The organism is Streptomyces sp. G45 (assembly GCF_049542095.1).
GTDB lineage: Bacteria > Actinomycetota > Actinomycetes > Streptomycetales > Streptomycetaceae > Streptomyces.
This window is the reverse complement of record NZ_JBMUZU010000001.1, coordinates 7,632,124-7,643,985: the sequence shown is the minus strand read 5'-3', so window position 1 is coordinate 7,643,985 and position 11,862 is coordinate 7,632,124. Positions and strand designations below refer to the sequence as shown.

Here is an 11,862-nt window from a genome sequence, read left to right as displayed (position 1 = left end):
CCCGTATGTCGGGAGGGGGCGGCGCAGGTACTACAGGACGATCCGTCCATCGCCGGAGAGGGTCACTCCTCGGGTAGCAGGAGCCCCTGGGGGCGGTCGGCCCGGCAGGGGCGGGGCGGCACACCGGGCCTGCCCCGCCACCAGATTAATCACGTCACCCGGCGGAGGTCAGCCGCCGGTGCCGGTGGAGCGCGCCTCGGCGAGGGCGCGCAGCGCGCGGGCGTCGCTGATGGCCTGCTGCTTGGCGATGCCCGGCTGGATGCCGAGCGCGGGCAGGCTGGTGCCGTCGCTGAGGTCGAGGAACACCCAGGGGTCGCCGGGACGCAGGTTGACCCGGACGATCTCGGCCCAGTCCAGGCGGCGCCGGGTGGCGATGTTGACCACGGTCACGCCGGACTCGTCGGCGGTGACCTTGGGCCGGGCGAGCAGGACGAGGGCTCCGGACAGGAGCGCTCCGGTGAACACGAAGCTGATCCGCTCGCCCGGGTTGAGGGCGGGCAGGATCACGGCGATCACCACCAGGACCACGAAGATCGCGACGGCGGCGGTGAGCAGCACGGCCCGGGTGCGGCCCGGCCGGAAGGTGACCGGGAGCCGGGGCACGGCGGTGGACTCTGTCATGACGGCGCTCTCCTGCCCGGTCACAGGCGGCAGGCGTGGATGGCCGTGGTCAGGATGGCCCGCGCGCCGATGGCGTACAGGTCGTCCATGACGCGCTGGGCGTCCTTGGTGGGGACCATGGAGCGGACGGCGACCCAGCCCTCGTTGTGCAGCGGCGAGATCGTCGGCGACTCTAGGCCGGGCGTGAGGGCGACGGCCTGCTCCAGGTGCTCGGCACGGCAGTCGTAGTCCATCATCACGTACGTACGGGCGACCAGGACGCCCTGGAGGCGGCGCAGGAACTGCTGCACCTTGGGGTCGTCGGCCTCGGCTCCGGTGCGCCGGATGACCACGGCCTCGGACTTCATGATCGGCTCGCCGAAGACCTCGAGGCCCGCGTTGCGCAGGCTGGTGCCGGTCTCCACGACGTCCGCGATGACCTGGGCGACGCCCAGCTCGATGGCGGTCTCGACGGCGCCGTCGAGGTGGATGACGGAGGCGTCGATTCCGCTGTCGGCCAGGTGCTTGGCGACGATGCCCTCGTACGAGGTGGCGACGGTGCGGCCCGCGAGGTCGGCGAGGCCGGTCGCGGTGCCGGGCTTGGCGGCGAAGCGGAAGGTGGAGCGGGCGAAGCCGAGCGGCAGGATCTCCTCGGCGCTGGCGCCGGAGTCGATCAGCAGGTCGCGGCCGGTGATGCCGATGTCGAGCTTGCCGGAGGAGACGTAGATGGCGATGTCGCGCGGGCGCAGGTAGAAGAACTCGACCTCGTTCTCCGGGTCGACGATGACGAGTTCCTTGGACTCCCTGCGCTGCTGGTAGCCCGCCTCATGGAGCATCGCCGACGCAGGTCCGGACAGTGAACCCTTGTTGGGGACGGCGATGCGCAGCATGAGGTCGGCTTCCTTTGCGTGAGACTGCCTGAGACGTGCGGGGGTCGTGCGGGGGGCGTGCTGGGGAATGGAACGGGTGCGGGGCGCTGAGCGGGGACGACGTTCGCTCTACAGATGGGCGTACACGTCGTTGAGGGTGATGCCCTTGGCCACCATCATCACTTGTACGTGGTACAGGAGCTGCGAGATCTCCTCGGCGGCGGCCTCCTTGCCCTCGTACTCGGCGGCCATCCAGACCTCGGCGGCCTCCTCGACGACCTTCTTGCCGATGGCGTGGACGCCCTTGTCCACCAGTTCCGCGGTGCGGGAGGTGGCCGGGTCGCCGTGGGCGGCCTTCTGCTGGAGCTCGGTGAACAGCTCCTCGAACGTCTTCTTGGACATGATGCCGTTCACTCTACGCGCCCGCGGGGCCCCGCTCAGCGCCAGGGCTCGGAGACGGTCCGCAGGGTGGCCGCGGTCGCCACGGCCGCGGTGACCGCCTCGTGGCCCTTGTCCTCGGTGGAGCCCTCGATGCCCGCGCGGTCCAGGGCCTGCTCCTCGGTGTCGCAGGTCAGGACGCCGAAGCCGATGGGCACGCCGGTGTCGACGGACACCTGGGTGAGGCCGTGGGTGACGCCCTGGCACACGTAGTCGAAGTGGGGGGTGCCGCCGCGGATGACGACGCCGAGCGCGACGATCGCGTCGTAGCCGCGGCCCGCGAGGACCTTGGCGACCACCGGCAGCTCGAAGCTGCCGGGCACCCTGAGCAGGGTCGGCTCGTCGATGCCCAGTTCGTGCAGGGCGCGCAGGGCGCCGTCGACGAGGCCGTCCATGACCTTCTCGTGCCACAGGGCGGCGATGACGGCGACCCGCAGGTCGCCGCAGTTCTTCACGCTCAGTTCGGGGGCACCCTTGCCGCTCACGCGCTTCTCCTCGGGGTGGTGTGATGTGTCGTACGTCGACTACTGGTTGCCGCAGGCGGACATGTCCGTGGCGTCGAGCCAGGGCAGGTCGTGGCCCATGCGGTCGCGCTTGGTGCGCAGGTAGCGCAGATTGTGCTCGCCCGCGGTGACCGGCATGGGCTCGCGCGCGATGACCTTGAGGCCGTGCGCGGTGAGCGCCTCCGTCTTGTCGGGGTTGTTGGTCAGCAGGCGCAGGCTGCGCACGCCGAGGTCGTGCAGGATCCGCGCGCCCGCGCCGTAGTCGCGGGCGTCGGCGGGCAGGCCCAGTTCGAGGTTGGCGTCGAGGGTGTCGCTGCCGCGCTCCTGGAGTTCGTACGCCCGCAGCTTGGACATCAGGCCGATGCCGCGGCCCTCGTGGCCGCGCAGGTAGACCACGACGCCGCGCCCGGCGGCGGCGATGCGCCGCATGGACTCCTGGAGCTGGGGGCCGCAGTCGCAGCGCAGGGAGTGGAAGACGTCGCCGGTCAGGCACTCGGAGTGGACGCGCACCAGGACGTCCTCGCCCTCGCCGACGTCGCCGTGGACGAGCGCCACGTGCTCGACGCCGTCGGCGGTGGAGCGGTAGCCGTACGCGGTGAACTCGCCGAAGGACGTGGGCAGGTGGACCTCGGCCTCGCGGCGGACGGTGGGCTCGGCGGAGCGGCGGTAGTCGATGAGGTCTTCGATGGAGATGATGGTCAGTCCGTGCTTCCGTGCGAAGGGGATCAGCTGGGGCAGCCGCAGCATGCGCCCGTCCTCGCCCGCGATCTCGCAGATGGCCCCGGCCGGGCGCAGGCCCGCGAGCCGGGCCAGGTCGATGGCGGCCTCGGTGTGCCCGTCGCGGGCGAGCACGCCGCCCTCCTTGGCGCGCAGCGGGAAGATGTGGCCGGGGCGCACGAAGTCGTCGGCCCTGGCCTTGCCGCCCGCGAGCATCTGGAGGGTGGTGGCGCGGTCGGCGGCGGAGATGCCGGTGGTCACGCCGTGCGCGGCGCTCGCGTCGACCGAGACGGTGAAGGCGGTCTTCATGGACTCGGTGTTGTCCTGGACCATCTGCGGGAGCTGGAGCCGGTCGAGCTCGTCGCCCTCCATGGGGGCGCAGATCAGGCCGCGGCACTCGCTCATCATGAAGGCGACGATCTCGGGGGTGGCCTTCTCGGCGGCGATGACGAGGTCGCCCTCGTTCTCCCGGTCCTCGTCGTCGACGACCACGACGGGGCGGCCCGCGGCGATGTCGCGGACGGCCAGCTCCACGGGGTCGAGGCAGAGGTCCTCGGAGTTGTCCGCCGTGTAGTAGAAGGGGTGCACGGGACCGGCGGCTTCCGGGGCGGCGGGGGGCTCTTGCGTGGTCATGCCGGGGCTCCTTCGATGGCGGGCTGCTGCGGGGTGACCGTGCGGCGCGACCGGAGCCACCAGTCGCGCAGCCCCCAGAGGACGAGGGCCAGGTAGACGACGTACACGAGTCCGGAGAAGGCGAGGCCGCTGGAGAAGGCGAGCGGCACGCCGACGACGTCGACGAGCAGCCAGGCGAACCAGAACTCGACCAGGCCGCGCGCCTGGGCGACCATCGCGGCGAGCGTGCCGACGAATATGTAGGCGTCGGGCCAGGGGTTCCAGGACAGCTCGGGCACGGCGGTGAACAGGGCGCCGACCGCGAGGGTGCCGACGGCGGTGCCCCCGGCGAGCAGGGCGCGCTCCTTCCAGGTGGCGAAGCGGACGGCGATGGAGCCGTCCTGGGCCTTTTGGGTGCCGCTGGTCCACTGCCGCCAGCCCCACAGGGCGACGCCGATGACCAGGAGCTGCTTGCCGACGCCGCCGGAGAGCTGCGCGGAGGCGTACGCGGCGACGAGGATCAGGCCGGAGAGGAACTGGGCGGGCCAGGTCCACACCGAGCGGCGCCAGCCGAGGGCCAGGGCGATCAGGCCGATGGTGTTGCCGATCATGTCGGACCACATGATGTGCTGGCCGAAGGCCGCGAAGGCCTCGGAGTTGAGCCAGGTCACCGGGGGTCCTCCTCGGTCGGCGCGCGGTGGCCGAGCAGGCGCTCCACGTACTTGGCGATCACGTCGACCTCCAGGTTGACCGGGTCGCCGGGCTGCTTGACGCCGAGCGTGGTCAGGGCGAGCGTGGTGGGGATCAGGCTGATGGTGAAGTAGTCGGGCCCGGCGTCGACGACGGTCAGGCTGACGCCGTCGACGGTGATGGAGCCCTTCTCGACCACGTACCGGGCGAGGTCGGCGGGCAGGGAGACCTTGACGATCTCCCAGTTCTCGGAGGTCTTGCGGTCGACGATGGTGCCGGTGCCGTCGACGTGGCCCTGCACGATGTGCCCGCCGAGCCGGGCGCCGACGGCGGTGGGCCGCTCCAGGTTGACCTTGGAGCCGGGGGTGAGGGCGCCGAGGCTGGAGCGGTTCAGGGTCTCGGCCATCACGTCGGCGGTGAACTCGTCGCCCTCGTGGTCGACGACGGTCAGACAGACGCCGTTGACGGCGATGGAGTCGCCGTGCTTCGCGCCCTCGGTGACGACGGGGCCGCGCAGGCGGAAGCGGGAGGCGTCGCCGAGGTCCTCGACGGCGGTGACCTCGCCCAGCTCTTCGACGATTCCGGTGAACACGCTCAGTGCTCCTTCGTTGCGACGGTGGCGGTGATGCGCAGATCGGGTCCGACGCGGACGGCCTCGCTCATGTCCAGGCGCAACGCGTCGGTGACGGTGGTGATTCCGCCGCCGGTCAGGGCGGCGGGGCCCGCGCCGAGCAGGGCGGGCGCGAGATAGCCGACGACGCGGTCCACGGCGCCCGCGGCGACGAAGGCACCCGCGAGCGTGGGGCCGCCTTCGAGCAGGACGGAGCGGACGCCGCGGGCGTACAGGGCGGCGAGCAGGGCCGTGATGTCCAGGCCCCGGTCGGCGCGGGGCAGGCGCACCGCTTCGGCCCCGGCGGGGGCCTGGGCGTCCTCGGCCACCGCGACGAGCGTGGGGGCGGCGTCGTCGAGGACGCGGGCGCCGGGCCGCACGGCCGTGCCGTCGGTGTCGACGACGACGCGCAGCGGCTGGCGGACCCCGGCGTCGGCGAGGGGGCCGCGGACGGCGAGGTGCGGGTCGTCGGCGCGCTGGGTGCCGGAGCCGACGACGACGGCGTCGCACTCGGCGCGCAGCCGGTGGACGTCGGCGCGGGCCTCGGCGGAGGTGATCCAGCGGCTGGTGCCGTCGGCGGCGGCGGTGCGGCCGTCGAGGGTGGCGGCGTACTTCCAGGTGACGTGGGGGCGGCCGGTGCGCACGGCGGTCAGCCAGGCGGCGTTGCCCGCCGCGGCCTCGGCTTCGAGGAGGCCCGCCTCGACGTCGACGCCCGCCGCGCGCAGGGTGGCGGCGCCGCCGGTGGCCTGCGGGTTCGGATCGCCGACGGCGTAGACGACGCGGGCGATTCCGGCGTCGAGGAGGGCCTGGGCGCAGGGGCCGGTGCGGCCGGTGTGGTTGCAGGGTTCCAGGGTGACGACGGCGGTGGCGCCGCGGGCCTTGTCGCCCGCCGCGCGCAGGGCGTGGACCTCGGCGTGCGGGCCGCCCGCGCGCTGGTGGTGGCCCTCGCCGACGGTCTCGCCCGCGGCGTCGAGGATGACGCAGCCGACGACCGGGTTGGGGCTGGTGGAGCCGAGCGCACGCGCGGCGAGCGCGATCGCGTGCCGCATGGCGGCTGCTTCGGCCTGGGTGGCCACCGGGTCCTCCTGCCTCTTCGGGCACGGACTCCGGGGCGCGTCGATGACGACGACTGCGTACGAACGAGAACACCGAGGGGGCCGATGGCGCCGGGTCCTCATCGCGAGGACACCCGTCCCCTCGCGGGAACGGGTCCCGTTCCTCGGCGGAACGAGCCACTACGGCGTCATGGCACACACGGGTGTGCCCGCTCGCCGCGCACTGCCTCCCATCCGGACTTTCACCGTCGGTCCAGGAGTTTCACCTGGTCAACCGGTCACTGGAGGTGACCGGGTCGCGGACTTTAACCGCCGGTTCGGAATTGCACCGACCCCGGAGTGCGCTGCTTCTGGTACGAGGCCAGTGTGCCACGCCGGGTAGCGGCCAGGCGGGTGACGTCCTGTGGGGTGGCTCACAGGACCCTCCACTCCCCGGCAGACCCCAGATTGGTCCATACCTATTGACGCTCTGGTCTAGTCCTTTTAACGTCTGCGTCACTCCGCGGAGAGGCCCGGCCGGTGTGCGCACATCGTGGGCCGCCGTCCCCCGTTCTTCGTGCGCCACCGAGCCTCCCCAGGAGGAACCGACGTGCCCACCCCCACTCGGGCGAGACCCACGCTCTTCGCGACCGGCGCCGCCGTCGCCGGTCTGCTCCTCGGCACCCTCGCCACCACCGCCTCGCACGCCGCGGACACCTCCGCCGCGGCGGGGGCCGCCGCCGACGCGGCCTGCCGCCCCGACGGCCTGTACCAGACGCCGGGCGTCGACGTCCCCTACTGCTCCGTCTACGACGCCGACGGCCGCGAGAAGATGGGCGCCGACCACCAGCGCCGCGTGATCGGCTACTTCACCAGCTGGCGCGACGGCCGCAACGGCGAGCCCGCCTACCTCGTCCCCGACATCCCCTGGGACAAGGTCACCCACCTCAACTACGCCTTCGCGCACGTCGGCAAGGACAACAGGATCTCCGTCGGCTCCGACGGCGAGAAGAACCCGGCGACCGGCCTGACCTGGCCGGGCGTGGCGGGCGCGGAGATGGACCCGGCGTACCCCTACAAGGGCCACTTCAACCTCCTGAACAAGTTCAAGAAGAAGCACCCGAACGTCAAGACGCTGGTGTCCGTGGGCGGTTGGGCCGAGACCGGCGGCTACTTCGGCGACGACGGCAAGCGCGTGGACTCCGGCGGCTTCTACTCGATGGCCACCAACGCCGACGGCTCGGTGAACCAGGCGGGCATCGACACCTTCGCGGCGTCGACCGTCGAGTTCATCAGGAAGTACGGCTTCAACGGCGTCGACATCGACTACGAGTACCCGACGACCATGAAGGACGCGGGCAACCCGCTGGACTGGCAGCTCGCCAACGGCCGCCGCGCGGGCCTGGTCAAGGGCTACGCGGCGCTGATGAAGGCGCTGCGCGAGCAGCTCGACCGGGCGGGCGCGGCCGACGGCAGGCACTACCTGCTCACCGTCGCGGCCCCCTCCTCCGGCTATCTGCTGCGCGGCATGGAGACCTTCCAGGTCCAGAAGTACCTGGACTACGTCAACATCATGTCGTACGACCTGCACGGCGCCTGGAACGAGCACGTGGGCCCGAACGCCTCGCTGTTCGACGACGGCAAGGACAGCGAGCTGGCCGCGGCCGGGGTGTACGGCAGCCAGCAGTACGGCGGCATCGGCTACCTCAACGCCGACTGGGCGTACCACTACTTCCGCGGCTCGATGCCCGCGGGCCGCATCAACATCGGCCTGCCGTACTACACCCGCGGCTTCAAGAACGTGCAGGGCGGCACCGACGGCCTGTGGGGCAAGGCGGCCACCACGAACTGCCCGGCCGGTTCGGGCCTGACCAAGTGCGGTGACGGCGCGGTCGGCATCGACAACCTGTGGCACGAGAAGGACGCGGGCGGCAAGGAGTCGCCCGCCGGTTCCAACCCGATGTGGCACGCCAAGAACCTGGAGAAGGGCGTCGTCGGCGACTACGTCACCCGGTACGGCCTGCCCGCCGACACCAAGCTCACCGGCACCTACGCCCGCCGCTACGACTCCACGCTGGTCGCCCCGTGGCTGTGGAACGCCGAGAAGAAGGTCTTCCTGTCCACCGAGGACGAGCAGTCGGTGAAGGCCAAGGCCGACTACGTGGTCGACCGGGGCATCGGCGGCACGATGATCTGGGAACTGGCCGGTGACTACTCCTGGAACGCCGCCAAGGGCCAGTACGAGGTGGGGGACACGCTCACCACGGCGATGTACGAGAAGTTCAAGTCGGCCGCCCCGTACGGCGCGAGGGTCGCGGGCAAGGAGCTGCCCAGCAAGGCCGTGGACATCGGCGTGGAGTTCGGCGACTTCAAGCTCGGCGACTCCAACTACCCGATCACGCCCAAGCTGCGGATCACCAACAACACCAAGACGGCGCTGCCCGGCGGCACGGAGTTCCAGTTCGACTACGCCACCTCGGCCCCGGCCAACGCCTCCGACCAGTCCGGCTTCGGCACGAAGGTGATCAGCACCGGGCACTCCGGGAACAACGTGGGCGGCCTCAAGGGCGACTTCCACCGCGTCTCGCTGAAGCTGCCCGGGTGGCAGACGCTGGCGCCGGGCGCGTCGGTCGACCTGTCGTTCAACTACTACCTGCCGGTGTCGACGCCCTCGAACTGGACGGTGAACATCAACGGCACGACGTACGCCCTCGCCGGTGACCTGGCGCGCGGCACGACGGTGGTCGAACCCGGCACAGGCGGCGGCCCGACCGACCCGCCCGGCGACTGCGCCGCGCCCGCGTGGAGCGCGACGGCGGAGTACGGCTCCGGCGCCACCGTGTCCCACAAGGCGCACACCTGGAAGGCCAAGTGGTGGACCAAGGGCGAGGAGCCCGGCACCAACCAGTGGGGCGCCTGGCAGGACCTGGGCGCCTGCTGACCCCCCGGGCCGCCTGACGGGTCGGCCCCTTCAGACGCCCGGCGGCGGGAAGACGTGCCCTTGCCCCGCCGCCGGGCTTCCACGAGGACGGGGGCGCAGAAGCGCCCCGAAGGGGCGCGGGGAACGGCGCGAGCAACCACGACGCCCCCGCAGACGCGAGCCCAGCCCCGCCCCCACGGCGCTCACGTACGGAAGATCTCCTCCTGCGCCGCGTCCCGCGCGGTGAGCAGCGCCCCCCGCAGCACCGCCGCACCCCCCAGCGCGCTGGCGCGCACCTCCGTACGCAACGGCGACATCGCGGCGACCCGCTCCGCGACGCGGCCCGCGAGGGCCGCGCCCCCCTCCCGGCCCAGCTCGCCGCCGAGGATCACGCACCCGGGGTCGAGCACGGCCGCGACCGACGCCACCCCGATGGCCACCCGGTCGGCGAGCGCGTCCAGGAACGGCGCGTGCCCGGCGTCCACGGCCTCCCGCACCAGCGCCGCGGCGGCCAGCTCCCCCGCGCCGGGCTCCGCCTTGATGCCGTGCTCCGCGGCCAGGTCGGCCACGGCTCCCGACCCGGCGAGGGAGTGGAACCCGCCGTCGCAGGCGGTGGCGGACGGCAGCCCGCCCGTGCCGGGCACCGGCAGGAAGCCGATCTCGCCGGTGCCGCCGGAGGCGCCGCGGCGCAGGGCGCCGTCCAGGACGACGGCCGCGCCCGTGCCCGCGCCGAGCCACAGGAGCACGAAGGTGTCGCGGTCGTGCGCGGCACCGCCGCGCTGCTCGGCGCGCGCGGCCAGGTTGGTCTCGTTCTCCACCAGGACGCGGGCCGGGAGCCGGTCGGTGAGGGCGGCCACCAGGCGGCGGTGCCAGGCGGGCAGGCCCGCCGAGTCCCGCAGGTCGCCCGTGGCGGGGTCGATGAGGCCGGGGGCGCCCACGCCGACGGTGTGCAGCCGCGTGGCGCCGCCCGCGCGCGCCGTGCGCTCGACGAGGGCGACGGCCCGCTCGACGGCGGACCCCGTGCGCGTGGTGCCGCCGATCGGCAGCGACGCCTCGGCGAGCTTCTCCCCGAGCAGGTCGGCGACGGCGACGGAGACCCCCTCGGTGCGCACGTCGAGCGCGGCCAGGTGGGCCCGGTCGGCCACGATGCCGTACAGCCGCGCGTTGGGCCCCCGGCGCCGCTCCCCCGCCTCGCCCACCACCGTGATCAGACCGGCGCCTTGAAGGCGTTCCACGAGGTCCGCCACGGAGGGCCGGGACAGGCCGGTCAGCTCCTTCAACTGGCCTGCCGTCAGGGGCCCCTCGCTCTGGAGCAGGCGCAGGGCGAGCCGGTCGTTGATGGCCCGAGCGGTGCTCGGAGATGCGGGCATGGCCGGACCTCTCGTCTGTTGGTCGCCTGAAATTCCGGTTTCCCGGGTCTCTTTTATCAGGCAAGGTTCCTGATAGTTTACTGCGGCGGTCCAGGACGGGACCGTGATGAGGGGTGAAGTGGATGAGCGAGCAGCACCGGGGCGCCCAGGTCGCGCCCAGTACGCGGCAGTTGGGCCGGGCCCGGCTCGCCGTCGCGGTCATCTTCTGCGTGCACGGCTCGGTCGCCGGGTCGTTCGCGACCCGGGTGCCGTGGATCCAGGACCACGCGGACGTCAGCGCGGGCCTGCTCGGCCTGGCGCTCGCCTTCCCGGCGATCGGGGCGTCGGTGGCGATGCCGCTGGCGGGCTGGCTGAGCCATCGCTTCGGCGTCCGCGCCGCGCTGCGGGCGCTGCTTGCGCTGTGGACGCTCGCGCTCACGCTCCCCTCGCTCGCGCCGAACGTGGCCACGCTGTGCGCGGCGCTCTTCGTGTACGGGGCGACCTCCGGCATGGCGGACGTGGCGATGAACGCGCTCGGCGTCGAGATCGAGAACCGCCTGGAGAAGTCCATCATGTCGGGCCTGCACGGCATGTGGAGCGTCGGCGCCCTGATCGGCTCGGCGGGCGGCACCATCGCGGCGCACCTGGACGTGGACGCCCGTCTGCACCACGCGCTCGCCGCGGCCGTGCTCACCGCGCTCGGCCTGATCGCCTGTCAGGGCGTGCTGGAGCTGGGCGCGTCGCCGGACGAGGAGCCGCCGCCGCGGTTCGCGCTGCCGCCCAAGTCGGCGCTGCTGATCGGCGCGGTCGGGTTCTGCGCGGTGTTCGCCGAGGGCGCGAGCCTCGACTGGTCGGCGGTCTACCTCAAGGACGTGCTCGACTCCTCCGCGGGCCTGGCCGCGGCGTGCACCACCGGCTTCACGCTGACGATGGCCATCGCGCGGCTCGTGGGCGACAAGGTGGTCGACCGGTTCGGCTCGGTGCGCACGGTGCGTGTCGGCGGCCTCCTCGCCGCGCTCGGCGGCCTGTTCGTGGTGACGGCGCCGCACGCGGCCCTGGCCATGACCGGCTTCGCCCTGATGGGCCTCGGGATCGCGGTCGTCGTCCCGCTGGCGTTCGCCGCGGCCGGGCGCAGCGGCCCCAATCCCAGCCAGGCCATCGCGGGCGTCGCCACCATCACGTACACCTCCAGCCTGATCGCCCCGTCGGCGATCGGCACCCTCGCCGACGCGACCAGCCTGGTGGCCTCCTTCTGCCTGGTCACGGCCCTGGCGTGCGGGCTCATGGTGTGCGCCGGGGTACTGCGCACGGACGGCCGCCCGACGACGCGGGGAGCGGGAACGGACGCCGCGGGGACCGGGGCCGAGGCGGCAGCGGTGGAGCGGAACGCCGAGCCGTCCCCGTGACCGCCGGAGGCCGGGTCATCGCCGTACCCGTAGGCACACGTACAGGCACAGGCCCGTAGGCACACACAGGCACACAGGCAGGGCACACACCGGCACACGCGCAGGGCACAAGCA

11 protein-coding genes and 1 riboswitch are annotated in these 11,862 nt (G+C 72.8%); of the genes, 2 read left to right on the top strand and 9 right to left on the bottom strand.

Annotated features, from left to right (window positions below; genetic code table 11):
- Positions 1-168 precede the first annotated feature (168 nt).
- From ACOBQU_RS32470 to ribD, 8 genes are all read right to left on the bottom strand, one after another.
- Positions 169-621 carry a PH domain-containing protein gene (locus ACOBQU_RS32470; protein WP_423632079.1) on the bottom strand — a complete coding sequence of 151 codons (453 nt, stop codon included), beginning with the start codon at positions 619-621 and terminating at the stop codon, positions 169-171.
- A gap of 20 nt (positions 622-641) precedes the next feature.
- Positions 642-1,490 carry an ATP phosphoribosyltransferase gene (gene hisG / locus ACOBQU_RS32465; RefSeq protein WP_423632077.1) on the bottom strand — a complete coding sequence of 283 codons (849 nt, stop codon included), beginning with the start codon at positions 1,488-1,490 and terminating at the stop codon, positions 642-644.
- 108 nt (positions 1,491-1,598) lie between these two features.
- Positions 1,599-1,871, bottom strand: a complete 273-nt coding sequence (locus tag ACOBQU_RS32460; protein ID WP_423632075.1) for a phosphoribosyl-ATP diphosphatase — start codon at positions 1,869-1,871, stop codon at positions 1,599-1,601.
- Between the two features lie 35 nt (positions 1,872-1,906).
- Entirely contained in the window at positions 1,907-2,392 is a 486-nt protein-coding gene (gene ribH, locus ACOBQU_RS32455) for a 6,7-dimethyl-8-ribityllumazine synthase (protein ID WP_423632073.1), read from the bottom strand.
- Positions 2,393-2,431: 39 nt separating this feature from the next.
- Positions 2,432-3,760 (bottom strand): bifunctional 3,4-dihydroxy-2-butanone-4-phosphate synthase/GTP cyclohydrolase II, encoded by a 1,329-nt coding sequence (locus tag ACOBQU_RS32450; RefSeq protein WP_423632071.1) that lies wholly within the window; start codon positions 3,758-3,760, stop codon positions 2,432-2,434.
- Positions 3,757-4,362, bottom strand: coding sequence for a nicotinamide mononucleotide transporter family protein (locus tag ACOBQU_RS32445; protein WP_423634855.1), 606 nt, complete (start codon positions 4,360-4,362; stop codon positions 3,757-3,759). Before ACOBQU_RS32445 ends, ACOBQU_RS32450 begins: the two co-directional genes overlap by 4 nt.
- A 44-nt stretch (positions 4,363-4,406) precedes the next feature.
- Entirely contained in the window at positions 4,407-5,021 is a 615-nt protein-coding gene (locus ACOBQU_RS32440; RefSeq protein ID WP_423632070.1) for a riboflavin synthase, read from the bottom strand.
- A 2-nt stretch (positions 5,022-5,023) separates the two neighbouring features.
- The gene (gene ribD, locus ACOBQU_RS32435) at positions 5,024-6,088 is read right to left on the bottom strand and encodes a bifunctional diaminohydroxyphosphoribosylaminopyrimidine deaminase/5-amino-6-(5-phosphoribosylamino)uracil reductase RibD (protein ID WP_423634853.1); all 1,065 of its coding nucleotides are present in this window, start codon (positions 6,086-6,088) and stop codon (positions 5,024-5,026) included.
- 222 nt (positions 6,089-6,310) lie between these two features.
- A riboswitch (FMN riboswitch) is annotated at positions 6,311-6,441 on the bottom strand.
- A 242-nt stretch (positions 6,442-6,683) separates the two neighbouring features.
- Here ribD and ACOBQU_RS32430 point away from each other — a divergent pair.
- Positions 6,684-9,014, top strand: a complete 2,331-nt coding sequence (locus ACOBQU_RS32430; RefSeq protein WP_423632068.1) for a chitinase C-terminal domain-containing protein — start codon at positions 6,684-6,686, stop codon at positions 9,012-9,014.
- Between the two features lie 182 nt (positions 9,015-9,196).
- Here ACOBQU_RS32430 and ACOBQU_RS32425 read toward each other — a convergent pair whose 3' ends face one another.
- Positions 9,197-10,363, bottom strand: coding sequence for an ROK family transcriptional regulator (locus tag ACOBQU_RS32425; RefSeq protein ID WP_423632066.1), 1,167 nt, complete (start codon positions 10,361-10,363; stop codon positions 9,197-9,199).
- Positions 10,364-10,485: 122 nt separating this feature from the next.
- Here ACOBQU_RS32425 and ACOBQU_RS32420 point away from each other — a divergent pair, with 122 nt between their 5' ends.
- Complete coding sequence (locus ACOBQU_RS32420) at positions 10,486-11,748, top strand: MFS transporter (protein ID WP_423632064.1); 1,263 nt, start codon at positions 10,486-10,488, stop codon at positions 11,746-11,748.
- Positions 11,749-11,862 lie beyond the last annotated feature (114 nt).